Here is a 24,957-nt window from a genome sequence, read left to right as displayed (position 1 = left end):
TTTTTGATTTTCCTATTGGTACAACAATGATATGCTATTACTAGTTTCGAAAGTACTCTTGCTTATCTTTTGGGTGTGTATTCTTTTTATTTCGCTACATAACTATGGGGCTGGGAAAAAGCGAAGAGTTCAAGCCATTGATAGTTATAGAAGTCGTATGTATTCGGTTATATCTTACAGGGCTTCCATGCATCATAAAAATAGATATACTTTTAAAGCGTTGAGTATTTTGTTTGTTCTTTTTATGACATGGAACATTTACGCTCTGACAGGTAATCCAGAAGTTAAAAGTTATTTTTTTAGCGAGTTAATGGATAAGAATCCAAAGACACTCAGTAAGCGTGAACAGCTCGTTCGTTTACAAGTACTTTTTTTTCGTGCACCTCATGATGGAAAGCTAGCAGATGCATTAGCCGTAGGATACCTCGAGGAAGGTCGTTTTCAGGATGCAGTGAACATTTATTTAGATGCGCTTCGCTTGAATGGAGAATCAGCTCCAAGACTTGTTGGATATGGGTTGGCATTAGTTGGTTATGAGGGCGGAATGATTACGCAAGAAGCACAAAATGTTTTTCAAAAAGCAGCCGATTTAGCGCCAAATGATTTTTATCCTCGTTTATTACTAGCTGAAGCGCTTCATCAGGCTGGGAAGTCTTTGCAAGCAGTGCAGTTTTTACAAAATTTTCTTGATACAATGCCTAAGGATTTCACAGGGCGATCACGTATTGAAGCCATGATAGTTCAATTACGTGATTTATCTAATTAGAATATTCAGGAAGTGATTATCGACAGTTTAAGACTATAAAACCAGAGAGTATATTCGAGAGAAGTGAAGATATTGGATAAAAGTTGCACCCGTAGGTAAGATGTGCCAAGCTCTTTTAAAAGATAAGCCATATGAATTAATGTTTATATAACGTGTTTATAAAAAGAGTTTTCGTAGAGTGCCTATGAACAATCAATCTTTAAAAAGTTTTCCTTCACTAAAAGCCATTTTAAAGCAGCGAAAAAGAAAGCGATTGCTTATAGTCTTATTGTATTGTTTGATTGTGGCAATTGCGACAAGCCTTCTCATATATGCAATGCGTAATACGGTAAGTTTTTTTCGAATGCCCTCTGAAATTACAAGAGAAGATATTTTAACGGGACGCCCTTTGCGCTTAGGAGGTTTTGTTGAAAAGGGAACTGTTGAATATTTTGGAGAGATGGGCATTGTTTTTTTTGTAACGGATAACACAGAACATGAAAAAGTGATTTTCAATGGTGTCTTACCGGATCTTTTTCGTGAAGGACAGGGTGTTATCGTAGAAGGATATTTTGATAAACAGGGTGTTTTTAAAGGTACGCGTATTTTGGCGAAACATGATGAGACTTATATGTCTAAAGAAACAGCTGATCGCTTGAATAAACATCACAGTGTGGAGAAATAATTCAATTGTGTTTGTTGAACTGGGTCATATTTTTTTATCTGCAGCATTTGCAGTGAGTTTATTAGGAGCTTTCTTGCCTGCTTTGGGTTTTTTGTGGAGAGAGCGTTCGTTAATGCAAACAGCTGTTCCCCTGACATATATTACTTTTACATTATTGTTCTTATCTTTTTTGATTATTATTCATGCTCATATTGTATCTGATTTTTCTGTTTTGAATGTTGTTGAGAATTCTCATTCAGAAAAACCAATGCTGTATAAAATTACCGGTGTTTGGGGAAATCACGAAGGATCTATGTTATTATGGGTTGTAAGCCTTGTTTTTTTTAGTACATTGATGGCGTTCTTTAGCCAACATTTGCCAGAACAGTTTAAGGCACTAATTTTAATATGCCAAAGTTGGATTACAAGCACTTTTCTTTTATTTATTCTTTTTATGTCTAACCCATTTTTACGTGTTCACCCACCAGCATTGCAGGGAAAAGATCTCAATCCTCTTTTACAAGATATCGCGTTAGCAATTCATCCACCTCTTCTTTATTTAGGCTATGTTGGTTTTTCACTTTGTTTTTCTTTTGCAGTAGCTGCATTGATTATAGGGCATGTCGATAGGCTTTGGGCGCGTTGGGTTCGTCCTTGGCTTCTACTTTCTTGGTGTTTTTTGACATTGGGTATTATGGTTGGGTCTTATTGGGCTTATTATGAGCTAGGATGGGGCGGTTATTGGTTTTGGGATCCAGTTGAAAACGTTTCGTTTATGCCCTGGCTTTCAGGAACAGCTTTTTTGCATTCTGCTCTTGTTCTTGAAAAGCGGGAGACATTAAAAAGTTGGACTTTATTTTTAGCTCTTCTTACTTTTTCCCTTTCTCTTATGGGAACTTTTCTTGTCCGTTCCGGTCTTTTAACGTCTGTTCATAGTTTTGCTGTTGATCCAGAACGTGGGCGAGCAATTCTTGCACTTTTATTCTTTTTTACGGGAGGGGCACTGCTTCTTTTTGCTTTGCGTGTTCCTGTTTTAAAAACAGGAAAATTCTTTCAGCCAATTTCGCGTGAAGGTTTTATTGTTTTAAATAATTTGTTACTTACAACAATTATAGCAACAGTATTGATTGGTACGCTCTATCCTTATTTTGTTGACGCATTAACAGGGCAAAGAATTTCTGTTGGTGCAGCTTTTTTTAACCTCACCTGTGGGCCTTTAATGGTGTTATTGTTATTATTGGCTCCATTTGGATCAATGATGGCGTGGAAACGTGGTGATTTTCATGCAGTTTTTGAACGGCTATGGCTTGTTTTTGCATTAGTTTGCGCAGTTTGTTTTATAACATTTTATGCGAAATCTTTGCGTGATATTTTTGCTGCTCTAGGGATTGGACTTTCAGCTTTTGTTTTCTTAGGCAGTTTAGCTGATCTTTGGGGAAAGAGTGGACATCGCAAGCTATCTTTGTTGATACGGGTTAAGAGACTTATTGGATTACCATGGTCCGTTTTTGGTGCGGCAATGGCGCACATGGGGTTAGGCGTTACATTGTTTGGTATTATCTGTGTTGCGTCTTTTGGGCAAGAGCGTATTCTAACCATGCACATAGGAGATAAGGTGGCGATAGCAGGTAAAACCCTTCATTTTGATGAAGTGCGCAATGGCGCTGGTCCGAATTATTCTGCAATAGAGTTTAATTTTACAATATATGAAAATGAAGATGCTGTGCGCAATGTAACCGCATCAAAGCGATTTTATTCTAGTCAAAATATATCAACAACGGAAGTTGGTATTCAGCGTCATGGCTTATCCCAGTTATATATTGTACCGGGACGTATAGATGATCGAGGACTTGTTTTGCATATATGGTGGAAGCCTTACATAATGTGTGTTTGGTTAGGAGCATTAATGATGGCAATGGGTGGTTGTCTTTCACTTTTTTATTGGTTCCACATTGGGACGCACAAACAGGGTGATTCTTGCTTGAAATTTTCTGGAAAGATTTTGAGATGAAAAATGTATTGCTTTGGATTTTGCTTTTTTTAATCGTTATTTTTCCTTTGCGGTTAGTGATAGCAGTGGAGCCGGATGAAATTTTAAACGATCGAGCTCTTGAATTGCGTGCAAGAGATATTTCATCACATTTGCGCTGTCCGGTTTGCCAAAATCAATCAATTGATGATTCAGATACTTCCCTAGCGCGTGATTTACGGATTTTGATTCGGGAGCGATTAAAAATGGGTTATACCAATCAGCAAGTCATTGATTTTCTTGTTGAGCGATATGGTGAGTTTATTCTTTTGAAACCGCCATTTAATAAAACAACTTGGTTTTTATGGTTGTCGCCTTTGATAATTATCATCATTGGTGCAAGCGCTATATTTTTTCGGATAAAACGATGTAAACATAAGAAAAAATGATTATATTTCAATCTGTCATACAGCTTTATTGATAATTATGTGTTGTTGTGACCTTAAACCTTACAAAACTTTAACAATTTAGACAGAAAACGGTAAGGTCTACTATTTTATAAGAGATCGAAATTGGAATAAAAATATGATTAAATTAGGAGCATATACCAAATGATTAAAAAAACTTTCTTTAAAACATTAGCCGCAGTGAGTTTTTCTGCGATGTTAGAAAGTGCACTGTTTTTTAGTGGATGTGGATCGAGCTTATGGACGACAGCGGTTCATGCAAATTCTGTATTTACTTCGTTAATACAACAGCAGGGATTTGCAGATATTGTTTCTCAAGTGAAACCTGCAGTTGTTGCAGTGCAAGTTAAGAGCAATAAAAAGAAAGAAGAGTGGTTCTTTAACAATTTTTTTAATGGTCCAGGTATTGACCAATTACCAGATCAACATCCCTTGAAAAGGTTTTTTAAAGAGTTTTATGATTTGGACAAGCCTAAAAATAAGTTTCCATCGCGTTCACATAAACTCCGCCCTATAGCTTTTGGATCAGGTTTTTTTATTTCGTCTGATGGCTATATTGTAACTAATGATCACGTAATTTCTGACGGTACAAGTTATTCTGTTGTTCTTGATGATGGTACAGAGTTGAATGCAAAACTCATTGGGACAGATCCGCGCACCGACCTTGCAGTACTAAAAGTAAATGACAAAAGAAAATTTTCGTATGTTGATTTTGGTGATGATTCAAAGCTTCGCATTGGTGATTGGGTTGTTGCTATCGGTAATCCATTTGGTCTTGGCGGAACTGTGACAGCAGGTATTGTTTCGGCACGGGGACGTGATATTGGCGCTGGTGTTTATGATGATTTTATTCAGATTGATGCTGCTGTTAATAGGGGGAACTCAGGTGGTCCAACTTTTGATCTGAATGGCAAGGTTGTTGGAGTTAATACGGCAATTTTTTCTCCTTCTGGAGGGAATGTTGGGATTGCTTTTGCGATTCCGGCAGCGACAGCAAAACAGGTTGTGCAACAACTTATAGAAAAAGGTTCAGTCCAGCGTGGTTGGCTTGGGGTTCAGATTCAGCCTGTAACGAAGGAGATTTCTGATTCAATAGGTTTGAAAGAGTCCAAAGGTGCTTTGGTTACTGATCCATTAAAAGGGCCAGCAGCAAAGGCTGGTATCAAGGCAGGTGATGTCATTATCTCAGTGAATAGTGAAAAGATTGCTGATGCTCGTGAATTGGCGAAGCGTATTGCAAATATTAGACCGGGAGAAACAGTAACTTTGGGTGTTTTGAGATCTGGTAAGGAAAGTAGTATCAAGGTTAAGCTTGATGCAATGCCTGAAGGTGAAGGTAAGAAAGAGGGTTCAAAATATTCAAATGAACGCAGTAATTCATCGGATGAAACGTTGGAAGATTATGGTTTGATTGTAGCGCCTTCTGATGATGGTTTAGGATTGGTCGTAACGGATGTAGATTCAGATTCAGATGCTGCGGATAAAGGAATAAAACCTGGGGATGTGATTGTGACAGTGAATAATCAGCCTGTTAAAAAAGCTTCTGATATTACTGATACAATCAAAAATGCGCAAAAGTTAGGACGACCCGCCATACTCTTACAAGTGCGAACAAATGGTCAAAATCGCTTTATTCCCCTTCCAATTTTCAAAAAATAACACTTTGTTGATGTAGGACAGAAATTTTGTAGATTTCTGTTCTACAAAGCAATTTGATAAAATAATGGAGATGCGTTGTATGAAGATACTCGTTATCGAAGATGATCGTGAGACGGGGCGTTATCTCGAAAAAGCTTTTTGGGAAGCAGGACATTCAGTTGATGTTGCGTATGATGGGGATACTGGATATGCCTTAGCTGAAACAGAGAATTATGATGTGATGGTTGTTGATCGAATGCTTTTGCATCGTGATGGGCTTTCTATTATTACTGAATTACGCGCTAAAGGCAATGAAACACCAGTTCTCATTCTTTCGGCTTTAGGGCAAGTAAATGATCGTGTAACGGGTTTGCGTGCAGGGGGTGATGATTATTTGACAAAGCCTTATGCTTTTTCTGAGCTTCTTGCTCGTGTTGAAGTGCTACAACGTCGGAAAAATCCTAAAGAGGCAGAAACAGTTTATTGCGTGGGCAATCTTGAGCTTGATCGGTTAGCACATACGGTAAAACGGGGTGATAGAAATATTGTATTACAACCACGAGAGTTTCGTTTACTTGAATATTTAATGCGATATGCTGGTCAGGTTGTTACACGCACAATGCTTTTGGAAAATGTTTGGGATTACCATTTTGATCCACAAACAAATGTCATTGATGTTCATATATCCCGTTTAAGAGCAAAAATTGAAAAAGATTTTGATATCCCACTGCTCCATACAGTGCGTGGAGCTGGATATATGCTGAAAGCGTCAGATAACAAAATATGAATCGTTTGATCAATATAATGCGCACAACTGCGCTAAGGCTTTCAGCACTTTATATTTTATTATTTGGGTTAGTTGCAACAGGACTCTCTATTTATATGACGGCATTTTCTGCTTCGTTGTTAACAGAGCAAACGGAACAGGCTTTAAATGAAGAATTAAAGTATATAGAAAATGCTTATCATTATGGTGGGCTGCCTTTATTAATGCGTACTATTGATTATCGTTCACGACAACCGGGAGCTTTTCTATATCTGGTTACTGACCCTATGGGGCGCGTTTTAGCAGGTAATGTTGCGCGTATTGAGTTAGGTCTTTTGAATCATAGTGGCTTTATTGCAAATTCTTTTTTGTATTCACGTTTTGGAGAACATGGCAAAACAAGTGAACATCGCGCTTTGGCAATAGTTGTTGATTTGCCTAATGCTATGAAGATTCTTATAGGTCGGGATTTGGATGAACCAGAACGTTTTGCAGCGCTTATTCGTAAAGCAGTCATGATTGCTCTTGCGACAATGGTTGGAGGTGCTTTACTCATATGGTTTTTTGTTGGTAGGCGAGCATTGCAAAGGATTGATCATGTTACAGCGGCATCAAAACGCTTGATGAATGGTGATTTCAGTGGCCGTTTGCCTGTTTCTGGGGTAGGTGATGAGTTTGATCGATTGTCTGCTAATCTTAATGTTATGTTAGACCGCATTGAAGAATTAAATATTGGTTTGCGTCAAGTATCGGATAATATTGCTCATGATCTTAAGACACCGCTGACACGTCTTAGAAATCGCGCTGAAGAAGCGCTTTCAGGGCAAAAGACAAAGCTTGAATATCGCCAAGTACTTGATGCTGTCATTGCTGAATCAGATCAACTTATTCGTACTTTTAATGCGATTTTAATGATTTCACGCATTGAAGCCAGCAGTGCAATTGAGCATCTTGAGATTATGAATATGAAATTGATCCTTGAAGATGCTGTTGAACTTTATGAGCCTTTTGCTGAAGAGTCGGGTGTTCTTTTGCGGTTAGGGGATACATTTGATAAAGAGCTTAAATTGAATCGTGAGCTTGTTGCGCAATCAATTTTTAATCTTATAGATAATGCCATTAAATACGCGTCTAAGGATGGAAGAAAGGCGAAGGTTTGCTTATCGATGGAATATCGTGGTGAACATGTGTTGGTTGTTGTGAGTGATAATGGTCCAGGAATTGCAGCGGATAAACGTGAAAAAGTAACAGAACGTTTTTTTCGCCTTGAAGAAAGTCGTACACAGCCGGGTTTTGGTATTGGTTTAAGTATAGCAAAAGCTGTTATGAAACTTCATGGAGGTGAGTTGTTACTCGAAGATGCAAATCCAGGGTTTAGGGCTGTTTTATTATTTCCTTAAAAAATGTTTTTGTTTCATTGTTTGAATACCTGTGACTATTTTTCCTTAGATTATAACGCAATAGAAAAAAGATGAAATACTTTTCTAGAGAGTATAGATGAAAAATGCTTTTTTAAAAACACAGCTTCTCTCTTTATGTTCGCTTGATGAGAGAGGTTTTCAATGGCTGAAAGAGCTTGCAGAACAAGCGAGAAAAGAAAATTTAGAATCGCTTGTTTCCTTTATTTCTGACAGGGGAAAGCAGATTGAATTTATAAGCGCGGTTATGACCTTATCTCCTTTTTTGCGTGAGGTTTTGATCGCCAATCCATCGTATCTTACTCCCTTATTGAATGTTGATATAGAAACAAGGTTGAGCGAAATTATAGCTGATATTGCAGCCATTGATAAGAATGAATCTATACATGAAACTTCATTGATGGTTGCTTTAAGGAAAAAAAAACGCGAAGCACATGTTCTCATTGCTTTAGCTGATTTAAGTGGTGTTTTTACTTATGAAATTTCATGCGCTTGGATGACACGTTTGGGAGAAGTTGCATTAGGTGTTGCTCTACGTTTTCTTTTAAGAGAGGCTCACGATCATGGTAAGATAAATTTGTCGAATCGTGATGATCCAGAAAAAGATTGTGGTTTAATCATTTTAGGGATGGGAAAATTGGGGGCAGGAGAACTTAATTATTCTTCTGATATTGATCTTATTGTTTTCATTGATGAAATGTCACCTCATATTGGTAAACTTTCTGAGAGTATCGATGTATTCTCCAAAATGGTACGCAGATTGATCCGTATCATTCAAGAACGTACTGCGGAAGGATATGTTTTTCGTCTTGATTTTCGGCTTCGACCAGATCCAAGTTCAACCCCTTTGGCTTTACCAGTAAGAACTGCGTTGCGTTATTACGAGGGGCGAGGACAAAATTGGGAGCGGGCTGCTATGATTAAAGCACGTCCAGTCGCTGGCGATAAAAGGGCAGGATTTAACTTTCTCAAAGAGCTTTTTCCTTATGTGTGGCGGAAATATTTAGATTATGCTGCTATTGCTGATATCCATTCGATCAAGCGTCAAATCCATGCGTATAAAAATTATGGTCAAATTGCTGCTTATGGCCATAATGTAAAATTGGGGCGTGGGGGTATTCGTGAGATTGAGTTTTTTGTCCAGACACAACAGCTCATTGCTGGTGGGCGTTTTCCTCAATTACGCGGACGTCAGACAGTTGCAATGTTAACAGAACTTCAAAGGCTTGGTTGGATTAGTGAGAAAACGAGAGATAGCCTTGTGAAAAGTTATGTTTTTTTGCGAAATGTAGAACACCGTATTCAGATGCTTGCAGATGAACAAACGCATCTTCTCCCAAATGATGTTTCTCAATTCACAAGTGTTGCATATTTGATGGGCTATCAAGAGAAGAGCAGCTTTATCCGTGATTTATTAAAAACGCTTCGGGTTGTTGAAAAGCATTATGCGGCGTTGTTTGAGAACGAGCAAGAACTTGGTTTAGAAATTGGCAATTTAGTTTTTACGGGGGAAGAGGATGATCCGGAGACATTAATAACGTTAAATCGCCTAGGTTTTGAAAGAGCGAGTGATATTTGTCGTATTATGCGTACACTCCATTGTGGGCGTTATAAAGCTACTCAATCTGCTGAAGCGCGTGAAAGATTAACGGAATTAACCCCAGCGCTTTTAAAAGCTTTTGGTGCGACAAAACGGGCTGATGAAGCAATGTTGTGTTTTGATAGTTTTCTACAGGGTTTGCCTTCAGGAATTCAGCTTTTTAGTCTTTTGCAGTCGAATCCCTCTCTTTTGGAGATGTTAGTGCTTATTATGGGAGCCGCTCCACGTCTTGCGGAAATTATTACACGTAAACCACATGTTTTTGATGGAATGTTAGATCCAACCATTTTTTCAGAATTGCCGACAAAAACGTATCTAGAAAAACGGCTTGAATGTTTTCTTGAAGGTGTTCTTTCTTATGAAGAAATTCTTGACAACTTAAGGATTTTTGCTGATGAGCAACGTTTTTTGATTGGTATTAGAATTTTAAATGGTGCCATTACAGGAGAGAGAGCAGGTTTTGCGTTTACTGCGCTTGCTGATCTTATGATCGCAAAAACGTTTTCTGCTGTTCGAAAGGAATTTTCGCGTCTTCATGGTAATGTTAAAGGAGGGCGTGTTGGTATACTGGGGATGGGTAAGCTTGGAAGTCGTGAATTAACTGCTGGTTCAGATGTGGACCTTATTTTACTTTATGAACATGATGAGGATACGGAAATATCTGATGGAGAAAAGCCTCTCTATATCCCTCAGTATTATACCCGTTTGACACAGCGCTTGGTCGCAGCTTTATCTACTCTCACAAGCCAAGGAGTTCTTTATACTGTTGATTTAAGATTGCGTCCGTTAGGCAATAAGGGGCCTGTTGCTGTTTCTTTTCAATTTTTTAAGAAATATTATCGCAAGGAAGCATGGATATGGGAACATCTTGCTTTGACTCGGGCACGAGGTATTGCGGGGGATCATGATTTTTTACAAAAGTTAGAAAATGAAGTTTGTGCAATTATTTCTTTTTCTCGTAATAAGAAGGATGTAGCAAAAGCAGTATGCGAAATGCGTACTTTGATTGAAAAAGAAAAACCGCCAGAGAATCGATGGGATTTGAAAACAATGCCTGGTGGTATCATGGATCTGGAGTTTATTGCTCAATTTGCTCTTATTACGCATGTGATTGCATTTCAAATTGGAGCGACTACAGTAGATACTTTGTCTCTGTTACCAAACAGTTTTCTTAATCAGACGTTTATTTCTGATTTACGCTATGCCTATGGCCTTTATACGAATTTGAGTCAAATTATACGACTTTGCTTGAATGCTTCTTTCGATCCTAATGATATGCCACTTGGATTAAGCGATCTTTTGTTAAATAGTGTTGGAGAACCTGATTTACTTCGTGTTGAAAAATTAATCGAGGAAACTGGGCAATCGGTATATTCAATTTTTACACAATTAATAAAATATTGAATATATTTTATAATATTTAAATAAATTAATATAGTTTTTATCTAAAATACATAAAATAATATTTACTAATTAAATAATAAATATAATTATTATTTTTATTAAGGTGTTTAAAAAGAATTTTTATTGATAAATCCTTAATTTTACATATTCTTATTAATGATTATTGTTTGTCATCTTCTTTTTCATTAATGCAATGCGTATTACAACAACATTGCTCATTTATAGAGATAAGCATGTTAAATGAGACACTTTCATGCGTTAAGCGATATTACACAGTTTTTTATAAAAAAACAATAGCGTTTTTATTATATAAGTTGAGGAAAAATCTTACAGAAGTTGTAAGCTATGTATTGTTTTTATTATACCGACAAGGACGTAAGCAAATTTAACAAAGTAAGATAATAATCTTTATTGACGACGTTAACAAATCTCATTTTCTTTTTAAGAATTTATATTACGACTACGTGTATAACATTTGGTAATAATAAGACATATGATTTTAATTAAATATTATAAGAATGATATTTAAGAAAATGTTATATAAATTTTAAATATTAAGATAAATTTTTTAAATGTTTATTCCGTTTTTTCAAGAGATAGGTTATTTTTTCATAAATGTATCATTTTTACTACAGATTTTTTGAAAAAAATATGAAACTATTCACATATTGTTTTGTCAATAGCTTTTAGGGGAGCAATTATGACTACAAAATATTTAATCACAACATCTATTTTTTCTTTAACTTTAGTTTCTGCAGTACAAGCAGCGGATGTTACTATACCAGAACAGCCAGTACCTGTTATTACATCTCCTGCTTTTTCTTGGACAGGGTTTTATTTGGGAGGCCAAATTGGTAGTTTTTCCGGTAAAACTACTTTAAGTTATTTAAAAGATAAGGATACAGGGAAATGGACTCCGATTGACAAGGGACTTTTGCCTAAACTTTCCGGTTTCATAGGTGGTATTTATGCTGGCTCCAATATTGATATCGATAATGGCTTTATTATAGGTGTTGATACGGATATGATTTGGTCTGATAAAAAGGATACGAAAGATATCGAACCACCGAAGGAAAAGAAAAGCAGAATAGCGTCAGAAGATTCAGAGGAAGAGACGAGTAGATCAATAGCTCGAGAGGATCCAGCGGCAGCAGTTAAGGAAAGTGTGCAACATGTTTTAAAGCAAAAATGGTCTGGTGCTACGCGGGTGCGAGTTGGTTTTGCTATTGATCGTGTGATGCCTTATATTTCTGGAGGGATTGCTTATACGCAGCTTCAAAATACTTTTAAGCTCAAGGTAGCTGATACAACAAGTAGGGCAATTGATTTTTCTGATTTTTTGCATGATGAAAAAAAGACGATGGTTGGCTATACCTTTGGAGGTGGTGTTGATTTTGCAATGGCTGATAATGTCATTGTGCGTGCAGAATATCGTTATTCAGATTTTGGTAAAAAGAAATTTGCACATGAAATGCTTGAAATGGGTTACAAGACGAATGATTTCCGTGTTGGTGTAGCGTACAAATTCTAATTTGTTGAAAGATAAACATTAAAAAGCCCCATTTTCGAATGGGGCTTTTATTTTTTTGTTATTATAAAATATTTTATTTAGATAACAAAACAAAGAGCACAAATATAGATAGTTCTTAGATAATAAGATCACTTTTGCAATATGCTTCAACAAATATGATAGCATTTAAATAAATTATATAAATAGTCTTATGACGTGATTAACAGGAAAAAAGTAATATAGTTATCAAAGAGATGATATAATAAGAGAAAGAATTATTATATAATTCTATATTAAAATAAAAAATATTAAATGCACATTAATAACAATAATTAATTATTTCATAATTTTATATATTTTGTATGATTGTAAAATATAATATATTTGCTTGTTTTAACTATTATTAAGAATAAAAATCAGCTACTTTTGATTCAAAATTCGTAGAGCAACATTGGGAAATGGGAAAATACAATGATGGCGCTGTTTTGTTATTCCACGAAAGTAAGGGATAGTTGTATAAGTAAATCTTATATGTAGCATTATAGGTGATGCTAGGGAAGGAATTGGGAGAAAGATGAAAGGATTTCTTTCACACATGCTGTTGCATAAGGAGAGACTGATTGGCGGGATAGCGTACGAAACTTATGAGAAAACAATGCTATAGGACGCAAAATATACCAGTTATTGATTGAAAAGATGTCACAGCTTTCTATAAAGCACTTAGCGGAACAACAATATACTTTTGGCTTTATGTTTGCTTATTCTTATAGATATTTGCATACGTTTCTTGCAAACATATTCATGAAGATCGGATTGTGAGGGATGTATTGACTACTCTAATAGAAGGTATGAAAAGAAGGTATTATAGCATAATACTTTTTTTGAGTGAATTTAAATGAAAATTCTGGAGCACATGCAGCTTTGCTATCTAGCAATGATCTTCTTTTTTCTATCTATAATTGTTCTCTCATTTTAGCGGATGGCATGGAATAATATCAAAACATATTAACTTCTATTTAGTATAAAGGCTGATAAAGTGGGTAAAGTGCTCAATCGTTTCATTCTCTGTTTCAGATAAAATTAAGTCTCTTAAACTTAATTTCTCTATGGCTTTTATAAAAAAGAGCAGTTGAAAGCATTAAGTATAATATCAGCAAACCAGTAAGATGTGGCCTATAGAAAGGCATTCTAGGAATTTTTCATTCTTTCAGAAAATCTTTTCTGTTCTCTATATAAAGTGGATTGATATTTCTTCTCAAGAGATAAACAATTGTTAGAGCCTTAGGTAAAAGTGTTTACTGCATGTATTCTAGTATGCTAAAATTTTATAGTTTAAAGATTATCATCATTTGGCTTCATATAGTTATGAGAATTCAGACATAAAGGATAGTTTAGCTTCTCTTTATTTCATTTGTGGTATTCATAATCTTTAAAAAATATAACAAAGTCAAAATGCTGAACATTCCCCAAAAGAAAATATTTTGTCTGCAAAACGTTTCAATAGGAGGGCTTTTGGTGGCCAAATCTCATAAAGGGATTTGTGATATAATGTTGGGAGATACTACAGAACAATTATTACAAGAATTCACGGTATGCTTTGATGATGCACAACAAGTGGATGATGACAACATATTTAAGAAAGAAGTTGCACATATTGTCACAATGATAGAAAATCCCGAGTTGGTAAAACGACATGATTTTCCCTTAGATATAAAAGGCACGATCTTTCAGCAGAAAGTATGGACAGCATTATGTGAAGTGCCATGTGGTGAAACAATTTCATATGAGGCGTTAGCGAAACGTATTAGTATGCCAAATGCTTTTCGTGCGGTTGCTAATGCATGTGCACGTAATAAATTGGCATTAATCATTCCTTGCCATCGTGTGGTACGCAAGAATGGTTTTATCTCTGGATATCGTTGGGGTTTTAGGTGGAAACAGATTTTGCTACAACGGGAACAAGGGAAAAAAATTAAAAACGAATTTAACTCTGCTTGATAGGCATTGTAATGGTTACAGTTGTACCTTTCATTTCTTTAGAGATAATTTCAAGTTTTCCTTTGTGTAGTTCTAGCAAGGAGCGTGAAATGGCTAACCCAAGACCTGAGCCAGCATGGGTTTTCGTGAGTTGATTTTCAACTTGTTCAAAAGGTTGTCCGAGTTTTTTGATGGCTGATTGGGGAATGCCAACTCCTGTATCTTTAATTTTACAAACAAGGTTATTTTTTTTCTTAAAAGCGCAAACATTAATACTGCCGCCAGAAGGTGTAAATTTAACAGCATTAGAGATGAGATTAAGGAAAATCTGTTTCATGGCACGGATATCAACTTCTGCATGGAGTTCTGGAGCAATATTTGTTGTAACAGAAATATTTTTTTCGTGAGCCTGTGGTGTGAGTGTGCGTGCCGCTTCACTGATAATGGGTTCAAGATCGGTATTTTTACAATCAAGGGTAAATTTTCCAGCTTCGATTTTGGACATATCAAGGATATCATTGATAAGTGTTAGAAGATGGGTTCCTGAATTGTAAATATCATGCATATATTCTTTGTAGCGTTGCGATCCAAGAGGGCCAAAGGTCGATTGCAACATGATATCTGAAAAGCCGAGAATGGCGTTAAGTGGGGTGCGCAATTCATGGGACATATTGGCTAAAAATTCTGATTTAGCTTTGTTAGCACTTTCAGCGCGCTCTTTTTCTGCCTTGAGACTTTTATTAAGTTTTTCAACTTCTGTGGCACGTTGTTGAGCATTTCCTCGAGCACGTTTGAGTTCTTGAATGAAAGAAAAGAGACGTCTTTCACTGTCTTCAAATTTTTCTTGTTGTTGTTTAAGTTCAGAAATATCTGTACCAATGCAAACAAGTCCTCCATCTTGGGTACGTCGTTCATTAATTTTGAGCCAACATCCATCTGCAGTTTGGCGAATACTGGTTAAGTTACCAGAACCATCATCTTTGAGGGGATATTCACTGATTGCAGGGCGGGATATTGCTTCAACGGTTGCACGCTGGATTCCTGATTGTAGAACCTGTTTAGGAATAGCTGCATATTCGCAAAACTTGCTGTTTGACATAACTAAACGCCCTTCTGAATCCCATAAAACAAAAGATTCTGAAATATTTTCAATCGCATCACGGATACGAAGGTCCGCTTGCGCTGTTTCTTCTGCGAGTTGACGCTGTTCACTAATATCGAAGGCAATACCAACCAAATGAGGTTCTTCTTCATCTGTAATTTCAGCACGAATGCGCATCCATACATGATGACCATCAGCATGACGCATGGGGACATTAATATCGATATGCTTTTTTTTACCACTCATTAATTCCTGAGCAAGATCGAAAAAATTAGCATCGTTTGGGTTAATAATAGCGGTAATTTGAGAAATTGAGAGCAGCGCGTCTTGGGGGACATAACCGAGCATTTCATACATTGCTCGTGACCAGTAAACACGTCCGCTTGCCATATTCCAATCCCACAGTCCACAGCGTCCACGCATCATTGCCATATCAATACGGTTTTGAATTTTTTCTGAAATCAAATCTGTATTGCGTGCTCGTACAATTTGATTGTAATAAGCATAGAGGAGAGTTAAAACAACACTGGAAGTTCCTATAAACAGGACCATATTTAACAAGAAAAATTTGCGCCATCCCATGTAGGTATGTTGTATTTTTTCGCTGATGAAGACACCATATTGTCCATTTTCTGTTTGGTGAAATGAAGCGAGAGCTGGTTCATCTCTCCCTATTGTGATTTGCATTGTACCGGCGTGTTGTCCAAGAGACTGTAAAGCAATGCTCTCAGGGGTAAAATCTTGTAAGGGTTTTCCTAAAATTATCTCTGAACTTGATGAAGCTAAGACATTGCCTTTTTGATCTACTATGGCGATAACAGTGTTGGTATTGATAAGACCTTTATTGCGAAAATTGGCAAGGATATTTTGCAGATGTTGATGAGAAAAAACAGAAGCTTTTTTTTGCTGAGTGGCGGCAAGTAAGTCACGATCAATGATATTGCTGACATGAGAAGCTAAGAGAGTTATGGTAGAACGTGTACTTTTATCAATTGTATGGCGCCAATCATAGATTGATGTGAAGCGAATTACTGCAAGCACAACAAGAAATATACTAATAATAAATGGAAGCGAACGCCGCAGCCAAGGCTCAATAAAGAGAAATTTTTGATAGACTGAACTAGAAAACAGATTGATATACACTGTTCGCACTTTGTGATTTTGTGCGCTCGGTTTTGCAGCGGCGTGCATTTCTGATGGCGCATTATATGCGTCCAATTTAGCCATTTTAAGTTCCTCTAATTATGGAATAATATGACTGAAAAACTGCTTGGGTATTCATAATAAAACTCCATGGCTGCAATGAATCAAAACAGGAGTCTTCTGTCCAGTCTTTTTTTTAGAAAAAGTAATTTTACTGCTTCTACGCACGGAGTATGGAAATGAAAAGAAAAACTGACATTATCCATAAACAGGCTAAATTACCTGTTTATGGTGTTATTGTTACTGAAAAACTACTTTATGTTATTTCATCAATGAGAGTATAATGTATTGATTATAAATATTTTTTCTTTTAAGCGAGTATGCGAGTGATGATATCTGCTACATCGCTTGACAATTGAGGAGCTACTGCAATTGTTTTTAATGCAGCTTCAAGTTTTTGTTGTCGAATAGGCTCTAATTGTCGCCAAGAACGCATTATTGTGAGTAATCGCGAAGCAAGCTGTGGATTTTTTTTGTCAATTTCCAAAATAATTTGGCAAAGAAAGTGATAAGCTGCACCATCAACTCTATTAAAACCCGTTAGGTTATTAGAAGCAAAAACACCAATTAGGGCTCGTACACGATTGGGATTATCTTGTGAAAAGAGCGGATGCTGCATGAGTTTTTGAATATGGGCAAGTGTTGATGCTCCCGCAACCATTGCTTGAATGGAAAACCATTTATCCATAACCAAAGGATCATGCCGATATCGGTTTTCAAAATCATTTAAGGCATTTTGTGCCTGCTCACTTTTGTTAAAATGCCGCACTAAAATGGTTATACTGGCCATGCGGTCAGTCATATTATCAGCTGTTACATATTGCGTGACAGCACGATTTGGTTGCGCTTCAGCAATGGAAAGATAATCTAGGATAATATTCCGTAATGCTCGTTTTCCAGCTTGCGTAGTGTTTGGTGAATAGGGCTCATTAGTTTCCATTTGCATATAAACTTTTGTGAAGAGCTCTTGATGTGTATGCGCGAGTGAAGCTAAAAACTGATTACGCACAGAGTGGATACGATTTGGATCAACATTTTTACCGATTTTATGGGCAAGTTCAATTTCGCTAGGTAAATTTAAACAAAATGCGCGAAACTCTGGTTCAAGACTTTCATCTTTAAGGATGTTTTCAATCAATTTTAGCAAAGAAGAAGGCATACTCTCTTTTGCTTGTGTTTTATCGTGAATAGCTTGAATTAGAGCTTGCATCATTAAATGATTAAACGACTGCCAACGGTTGAGTTGATTGCTATCATTTTGTGCAAGAAATATAAGCTCGTTTTCATTAAACGGAGTTTGTAAATTGATAGGTGCAGAGAAGTCTCTAAGCAGAGATAAAACAGGTTTTTCACTTAGTCCCTTTAATGTGAACGTTTGGCTTTCTTTAGACAGAAGCATAACATCTGATTGAATATCCGCATCAGTCTCATAGGTAAGAGATTCTCCATTTTGTCCTAAGAGACCAAAAACGATAGGGATAAGCATAGGTTTTTTTATTTTTTGTTGCGGTGTTGCCGGAATATGTTGTTTTGCATGAATTGTTAAAATACCATTGTTATAATGGTGGTCGATTTCCACATGAGGCGTTCCTGCTTGTTCATACCACAGCATGAATTGTGAAAAGTCTCTACCCGAGACTTCAGCAAAACAGGTGACAAAATCTTCGATTGTGCAAGCTTGCCCATCATGACGTTGAAAATAGAGATCCATTCCTTTACGAAAAAGAGTAGAACCTAAAATAGTATGCATCATGCGAACAACTTCAGCGCCTTTCTCATAAACGGTTGTGGTGTAAAAGTTGTTGATTTCACTATATTGACGAGGCCGTACAGGATGAGCAAGTGGACCAGAATCTTCAGTAAATTGCATAGCTTTTAATGTTTTTATATTTTCAATTCTCTGTAGAGTACGTACATTTTGATCTGAGGAAAATTCTTGATCTCGGTAAACTGTTAGTCCTTCTTTTAAACAAAGTTGAAACCAATCACGGCAAGTAATACGATTACCGGTCCAATTATGGAAATATTCATGAGCAATGATACGTTCGACATTTCTATAATCATGATCGGTTGCTGTTTCAGGATCTGCAAGAACATATTTATCATTAAAGATATTAAGCCCTTTGTTTTCCATTGCACCCATGTTAAAGTCAGAAACAGCAACAATATTGAAAACATCAAGGTCATATTCGCGTCCAAAACATTGCTCATCCCAACGCATGGAGCGTTTGAGGGCATCCATTGCATAGGTTGCACGTTTGGTTTTTCCTTTTTCCACATAGATACCAAGTTTGATACGTCGACCAGATACAGTAGTAAAATGGTCTTCTAACTTATCAAGATCACCACCAACTAAAGCAAAGAGATAAGATGGTTTGGGATATGGATCTTCCCAAAGAGCAAAATGACGATTATTTTCAAGAGTTCCTGTTTCCACGAGATTACCATTGGAAAGTAAGATAGGGATTGTTTGAGAATCCGCTTCGATTTTGACCGTATAGGTAGAAAGAATATCTGGGCGGTCGTAAAAATAAGTAATACGACGAAAACCTTCTGCTTCGCATTGTGTGCAATAAACACCATTTGAAAGATAAAGTCCCATGAGTTGGCGGTTGCTTTCAGGGTTTAGTTCCGTGACCAATTGCAATGTAAAAGGAGTCGCTGGTGGAGTTGTAATTTCTAAACGTGAAGGCGTGCTTTTATAAGCGTTTGCAGACAATGCCTCACCATTAATAGCAACAGAAATGAGTGTAAGATCATCACCAGAAAGCACAAGAGGCCTTCTTTCTTTCGTATTTTGACGCGCTTCAATTAATAATATTGCCGTAACAAGGGTTTTTGTTGGTTTCAAACAGAAGTGAAGTTGTGTTTGGGGGATAGCATAAGGGGTTGGTTGGTAGTCTTCCAGACGATAAATGGGCACTGCTGATTGTTGCATAATTTTTTCCTGATTGTATTTTAAAAGTTACGGAATTGAAAAAGTGTTTATGTTTTAAGATAAGGGGTAAGATTAAGGAGTCACAAAAGGCTATCTAAGCGTTTTTTTACTTCTAAGAAGTCTATCCATGTAAGCTTTTTTTGACTGGGCGTTCGGAGAAGATAAGCAGGGTGAAAGGTTGGCATAACAGGTATTTTTATGTTGTCTTCACCTTCATAGGTGAGCCATTTCCCCCGAGACCGGATAATTCCATTTTGAGCCCCTGTAAGGAACTGTGTAGCAACTCCTCCTAGTGCTATAAGAATACGAGGTTTAGCTAAATGAATTTGTCGTTCAATGAAAGGGCGGCATAATGCGACTTCTCTTGGTGTCGGTGTACGATTTCCTGGTGGGCGCCAAGGAATAGTATTGGTTATGTAAACATTGTTTCTTGTCAAGCCAATTGATGCGAGGATTTTGTTCAATAATCTTCCGGCTTTTCCTACAAATGGAATCCCTTGTATATCTTCCTCTCGTCCTGGTGCTTCTCCTATGAGCATAAGCGGGCTTCCCGCTGTTCCATCTGAAAAACAGGTATTTTTTGCTGTCAATTTTAATGAACAGCCATTAAACGCGAGGAGAGCAGATTTTAATTCATCAAGTGTATTCACACTTTTTGCACTCTCTATAGCTGAAGGCTCACCTTGTATAATGTTAGGGGTAGGCAGTGGATTATTGGGTGACTTTATGGTTGGTGATATCTGTTGATTATGAGAAATGTTTATTGTTTGTATTGATTTTTTCTCTAAGGAGGCAGATTGATTAAAGTGATCAACAGGTGAATCTGTTAGAACAGCATCCACACCACTTTCTTTATAAAAGTTCAAGAGTTCTTCATATGAGATTGAGCAAGTTGTTTGATTTAACATTTTACTTTTTCTGGTGATCTATCTCCTAGGAATAGAGCAGACAACATTATCCTTCAAGCTTTATGATGTGTTTTTTAGTAATTTATGTGTGAAAAAACGATAAGCCTTTTTATCTTAACAAAAAACATTGAGAAGTATTCGCAGTTATACGCATTTTTCAATACGTTACCTTATCCATTAATATGATATACAGAATCATTCTACAATAAAAATTTTTTTATCAAATGCAAGTTGTATAATATGACAATTATATTATAGATTTATAATATTATATTTATACATATGCATTCATTTTGAGAAAAAATAAACATATAAACTGAAAAATAGAGCCAGAATAGTTAATCAGATTATGACATAATATTAAGATTCTAATAACCTTTTCGGTTGTGATTTAACAGTAATGTGTGAATATATGCTTTTGCATTTTTTATGGCTTGAGGCATAGATTCATTTAATGCCAAATTGGCTGCAATAGCGCTTGAAAGGATGCAACCTGTTCCACGCATTGTTCCCGTTAAGCGGGGAGTAGAAATATTTATGATTTCAGTTTTATCAATGAAGCTATCCGTTGCAAGGGGACCGTTTGCATGACCGCCTTTTATCAAGATAGAGCGTGGACCAAATGACAGCAGTTTTCTTGCTTGCTGTATTGCTTGCTTATGATGAGATGCCAATGGATTTTGACTGAGAAGAGCAAGTTCTTCTCTATTGGGTGTTAAAAGGTCAACGTGAGGGAGAAGTTTATTGATCATAATTTTTGTGATTTTTTCTGTTGTTAGTTTTCCTCCTGATGAGGCGACAAGTACAGGATCAAGAATAACTGGAATATGAGGATAGTCTTCTAATACATTACAGATTGCTGTTATAATTGCTTGGGTCCCTGTCATACCGATTTTTATTGCGCTTATTGGATTGGCTTCTAAGGCACTGCGCATTTGCGCGGCGATGAATTTTTCATGCATTGGAACAATTTCAGCAACGTGATTATCATCTTGTACGTTAACGCAGGTGATAGCTAAATTTGCTTTTATTTGAAAATGTGCTGTTGTTTCTATATCACGGACAATACCAGCACCTCCTGTTGGATCAGTTCCCGCAACAATAAGAATAGAGGGTGTCAACGCCATGCTTCTGTTACCTTTAACCACTGCTGGACACGCTGTTCAGGTTTTTTATGGAGGATGATATCGGTTACAACAGCAGTACTATTGGCTCCTGCTTTTAAAACATCAATAGCGCGTTCTGGTGTTAAGCCACCAATGCCCACTAAAGGTAAAGTACCAATCCGTTTTCTCCAGGGTTTGATTTTTTCTAGTCCTTGAGGTTTCCATTTCATTTTTTTTAAGATTGTTGGATAAATAGGACCAAGTGCAACATAGGCAGAATTAACAGAAAGTGCGATATCTAATTCCTGTTCATCATGTGTGCTAAGACCAAATCTTATACCATTTTTACGAATTGCAGGAAGATCAGCATTGCTTAAGTCTTCTTGCCCAAGATGAATAAAATTGCATTTTTCATCAATTGCTACTTCCCAATGATCATTAATGATTAATTGCACTCCCAATTTATCGCATATATTTTTTGCATGCTTAATATGTTGACGGATTATTTTTAAATTTTTATTTTTCATACGCAGTTGTACAAGTTTGACTCCAAAAGGAATCAAACGCTCAACCCAATCAGCATTATCAACAATGAGGTAGAATGGGTCCAGTTTCATGAAAATAAACCGTATTGTACATAAAAACATAACAAATTCAGTATGTTATGTGCAGTTATTTTATATGAATCCACTTAAGAATCCATCCTTTTATACGTGATTCATTTGACCATTTTTTATATAAGATTGCCATGTATGAATAGACCATAAAAAGCAAATCATGATGTAAATATTATAACGCATGTGTGTATTCAAATGAAATGAAAAGCAGCTATCATTCATAACAGTTCATAAATTTTATGATACGTTTTTATCACTCAAAAATCGCATTGTTTTAAAGTTCAGTCGTTTGAAATTATCGATAACATATGTTTAAAGATCATACCTTGTTTAAAGATTGGTTTGTTAATCGCATGATAAAAACAAAATTAATGGTTCCCAAAATTGGGGAGCGCAAAATCTAAAGATGTTATAGTATCCTAAGAGGGTAGTCGTTTGAAACTGTTATAAGCTTATAGGTTTAATTTATAAGATTGCATAAAAGGATTTAAAGACAAAATCGTTTTTAAAAACGCTTTCTAAAAATTTAGAAGATGATAGGCAGCCATTATACAGGACATTATCATCATAACAGATATGAAAATCACAATGTTATGTCATAAAATTTGAAATACTTTTTATGACATATGCAAGCAAGTGAGCGAAAAACGTTTTAAAAGTTGTCGTTTAAAAATACGAAGCCAAATAGGGTCGATCCAAATTTGGATTGAGAGATTTTAGTCACCCAAAATTTGGGGCACCTATTGAGACAAAGATAAGCAAGCAAAATTCAAAACCGTTGTATCTCAATACATGGGGTTTTGCTAAATTTTTAGACAAAAGAGACAATGTTTTAAGAATGTTTTATTCTAAAGTTAGCGAGCGCGAGTTTGAGCTGGTTGATTTTAACGAGCCCAAAAATGGACCGGCTAATTTATAAAGAAGCTACGTTTGAGTGCAAAGAGAAAAGGCATTTATGAGAACCTTTCTGAATGAACGTTTAAACGTTTGAAACTGATGTTTATAACAGTTTTTAAAGCTTTGCGTTTGATAAAAGCGTTTGTTTATTTATCTTATGAAAAGCTGTTTTAAAAAACCAACGCTCGTAAATGTAAAAACGGATTTTGTTACAAACTATTCACTTAATACATATTTCTTTTGATTGGATTGATAAATCTATAAAGCGTTTATAGTTTCTCTTATTCAAATGAATGCTATCAAGATCATACCTATCATTTACGTTCCTTTTGATAAGTTTTCATATCTCTCATAGAGCGCTTGCAATATGATATGTTTTGTATACAGGCATTACCATTTATTGGTAAACTCATATTTATGATTCATTCGTTATATCTTCATTCATAAGCCGCGTCACGTAAATGGCACGGCTTTCTTTTTTCTCTCTTTTATGATGCGTTTATATCCATAAGAAAAGCGCCCCCACGCTTGTTTTTTTACTCTTCTGTATCAACAATCTTGACAACATTATCGCTTTCATAAACCTCACAATTTTTGGGTACCACCCTTAGCTTACTTTGTCTGTTTAATTTTGCCTTGCCATAAGCTTTACCCCAGACCTTTGCATAATATGAGATCTTTGCATTGCCATAAACAGAACCATAAACCTCAGCATTGCCCCCCACGCTAGCATTGCCATAAACCTTGCCATAAATTTTTGCACGGCTATTAACAACAGCATAATTATAAATCTTAGCATGGCTGTAAACACAGACAGAGCCCGAAACCTGAGCATGCCCATAACCCCTTGCATAATTATAAATCCACGCATTATGAGAAAGGAGAGCATTGTCATAAATATGTGCTTCTGTATAAATACGGGCGCTCCCTCCCACATGGGCATTGCCATAAACATAACCAGCCACATGGGCAATTCCATAGACACAAGCATTGTCATAAATTTTTGCATATTGAGAGATAAAAGCCTTGCCATAAATCTCAGCATTGCCATAGACATGACCACAGATTTGAGAGTTATGACGTATTTTTGCATTGTCACAAATACGGGCATGCCCATAAACCCATGCATCATCATAAACCCAGCAATTGCCCTCATGAGAGAGATTGGCTTCCTTTTCAATAAAGCCGCCTAGATCGCCAGCTTTGACATCATCAAAATCTTTTAGAGCTTTAATGCGATAAAGGTTTGTAATCTGTTTAGTCATCCGATCTTTAATTTGTTTGCTTTCATTTGTTATAATGTATTTTTTGCACATAAGAACACCTTCACAATCTAATGTGATAAAGATTTGCTAAAATTTGGAATGGGAATATTTGGTTGAAAAGGGGGCGCCCCCGCACCACCCGTGCGTTCAATTATGCTGCTTTATTTTTGGTGAGACATAGACAATCTCTAATTCACCATAAGGGGAGAGCCGTTCAATATAGGTTTTAATCTCAGTAGACCCACCAACATTTTCACGAATAACAGCAATGCCATGGATATGAGCATTTTCACAAACATGCACGTTATTTGCTATACGGGCGTTTTCATAAACCCTAGCATTGTCATATACATAGGCATTATCATAAATAATAGCCTTGCCATAAACATGAGCATTGCCATAGACACGGGAATTATCAGAAATAACAGCATTGTCATAAACCCGCGCATGACCATAGATATGACCACAAGTGATAGCATTGTCAAAAACCCTTGCATTTTCATAAACCCGACCATTTTTAAACACAAGAGCTTCATTATACACCCAGCAATTGCCCTCATGAGAGAGGTTATCTTCCTTTTCTATAAAGCCACCAAGGTCACCAGCCTTAACATCAGCAAAGTCTTTTAATGCTTTAATACGGTAAAGAACATATTCACCAAATACACGTGTCTCTTTTGTGAGTGCAAACTTCTTTTGCATAGCACAATTCCTTTATAAGAGATTAAATTTTTGCATGAAAGAATTTGAAAGGAGGGCGCCC

At 36.4% G+C, this 24,957-nt stretch carries 17 protein-coding genes; 10 read left to right on the top strand and 7 right to left on the bottom strand.

Annotated elements, in window-relative coordinates; all coding sequences use genetic code 11:
- The first annotated feature begins 31 nt into the window (after positions 1–31).
- The 10 genes from LBE40_RS05230 (at position 32) to LBE40_RS05185 (ending at position 14,179) form a co-directional block, all read left to right on the top strand.
- Positions 32–766: a tetratricopeptide repeat protein gene (locus LBE40_RS05230; protein WP_040297092.1), complete on the top strand. Its 735-nt coding sequence runs from the start codon at positions 32–34 to the stop codon at positions 764–766.
- A 184-nt stretch (positions 767–950) separates the two neighbouring features.
- Positions 951–1,430 carry a cytochrome c maturation protein CcmE gene (gene ccmE / locus LBE40_RS05225; protein WP_004860942.1) on the top strand — a complete coding sequence of 160 codons (480 nt, stop codon included), beginning with the start codon at positions 951–953 and terminating at the stop codon, positions 1,428–1,430.
- Positions 1,431–1,437: 7 nt separating this feature from the next.
- Positions 1,438–3,420 carry a heme lyase CcmF/NrfE family subunit gene (locus tag LBE40_RS05220; protein ID WP_004860945.1) on the top strand — a complete coding sequence of 661 codons (1,983 nt, stop codon included), beginning with the start codon at positions 1,438–1,440 and terminating at the stop codon, positions 3,418–3,420.
- Positions 3,417–3,827, top strand: coding sequence for a cytochrome c-type biogenesis protein (locus LBE40_RS05215; RefSeq protein WP_004860948.1), 411 nt, complete (start codon positions 3,417–3,419; stop codon positions 3,825–3,827). The genes LBE40_RS05220 and LBE40_RS05215 overlap by 4 nt, the downstream gene beginning before the upstream one ends.
- Before the next feature lie 162 nt (positions 3,828–3,989).
- Complete coding sequence (locus LBE40_RS05210) at positions 3,990–5,504, top strand: Do family serine endopeptidase (protein WP_004860951.1); 1,515 nt, start codon at positions 3,990–3,992, stop codon at positions 5,502–5,504.
- Between the two features lie 79 nt (positions 5,505–5,583).
- Positions 5,584–6,270 carry a response regulator transcription factor gene (locus LBE40_RS05205; RefSeq protein ID WP_004860954.1) on the top strand — a complete coding sequence of 229 codons (687 nt, stop codon included), beginning with the start codon at positions 5,584–5,586 and terminating at the stop codon, positions 6,268–6,270.
- Positions 6,267–7,649, top strand: coding sequence for a sensor histidine kinase (locus tag LBE40_RS05200; protein ID WP_004860956.1), 1,383 nt, complete (start codon positions 6,267–6,269; stop codon positions 7,647–7,649). The genes LBE40_RS05205 and LBE40_RS05200 overlap by 4 nt, the downstream gene beginning before the upstream one ends.
- Positions 7,650–7,746: 97 nt before the next feature.
- Positions 7,747–10,671, top strand: a complete 2,925-nt coding sequence (locus LBE40_RS05195) for a bifunctional [glutamine synthetase] adenylyltransferase/[glutamine synthetase]-adenylyl-L-tyrosine phosphorylase (protein WP_004860959.1) — start codon at positions 7,747–7,749, stop codon at positions 10,669–10,671.
- Between the two features lie 700 nt (positions 10,672–11,371).
- Entirely contained in the window at positions 11,372–12,202 is an 831-nt protein-coding gene (locus LBE40_RS05190) for an outer membrane protein (protein WP_004860961.1), read from the top strand.
- A 1,431-nt stretch (positions 12,203–13,633) separates the two neighbouring features.
- Positions 13,634–14,179 carry a methylated-DNA--[protein]-cysteine S-methyltransferase gene (locus tag LBE40_RS05185; RefSeq protein ID WP_040297095.1) on the top strand — a complete coding sequence of 182 codons (546 nt, stop codon included), beginning with the start codon at positions 13,634–13,636 and terminating at the stop codon, positions 14,177–14,179.
- Here LBE40_RS05185 and LBE40_RS05180 read toward each other — a convergent pair.
- From LBE40_RS05180 to LBE40_RS05150, 7 genes are all read right to left on the bottom strand, one after another.
- Positions 14,166–16,487: an ATP-binding protein gene (locus tag LBE40_RS05180; RefSeq protein WP_004860968.1), complete on the bottom strand. Its 2,322-nt coding sequence runs from the start codon at positions 16,485–16,487 to the stop codon at positions 14,166–14,168. The two genes, LBE40_RS05185 and LBE40_RS05180, sit on opposite strands and share 14 nt — an antisense overlap.
- A 286-nt stretch (positions 16,488–16,773) precedes the next feature.
- Positions 16,774–19,401 (bottom strand): aminopeptidase N, encoded by a 2,628-nt coding sequence (gene pepN, locus LBE40_RS05175; RefSeq protein ID WP_004860975.1) that lies wholly within the window; start codon positions 19,399–19,401, stop codon positions 16,774–16,776.
- Between the two features lie 80 nt (positions 19,402–19,481).
- Positions 19,482–20,309 (bottom strand): uracil-DNA glycosylase, encoded by an 828-nt coding sequence (locus tag LBE40_RS05170; protein WP_004860979.1) that lies wholly within the window; start codon positions 20,307–20,309, stop codon positions 19,482–19,484.
- Positions 20,310–20,677: 368 nt separating this feature from the next.
- Positions 20,678–21,436, bottom strand: coding sequence for a hydroxymethylpyrimidine/phosphomethylpyrimidine kinase (locus LBE40_RS05165; RefSeq protein ID WP_004860985.1), 759 nt, complete (start codon positions 21,434–21,436; stop codon positions 20,678–20,680).
- Positions 21,427–22,032 (bottom strand): thiamine phosphate synthase, encoded by a 606-nt coding sequence (locus LBE40_RS05160; protein ID WP_004860988.1) that lies wholly within the window; start codon positions 22,030–22,032, stop codon positions 21,427–21,429. Before LBE40_RS05160 ends, LBE40_RS05165 begins: the two co-directional genes overlap by 10 nt.
- A gap of 1,433 nt (positions 22,033–23,465) precedes the next feature.
- Entirely contained in the window at positions 23,466–24,245 is a 780-nt protein-coding gene (locus LBE40_RS05155; RefSeq protein ID WP_252615158.1) for an LbetaH domain-containing protein, read from the bottom strand.
- Positions 24,246–24,341: 96 nt separating this feature from the next.
- A complete protein-coding gene (locus LBE40_RS05150; RefSeq protein WP_004861464.1) occupies positions 24,342–24,896 on the bottom strand; it encodes a hypothetical protein in 555 nt (184 codons plus the stop codon).
- Positions 24,897–24,957 lie beyond the last annotated feature (61 nt).

The sequence above is a fragment of the Bartonella taylorii genome (assembly GCF_023920105.1).
Classification (GTDB): Bacteria; Pseudomonadota; Alphaproteobacteria; order Rhizobiales; family Rhizobiaceae; genus Bartonella; species Bartonella taylorii.
Note: the sequence above shows the minus strand (reverse complement) of the source record. Positions and strands in the feature narration are given on the sequence as shown.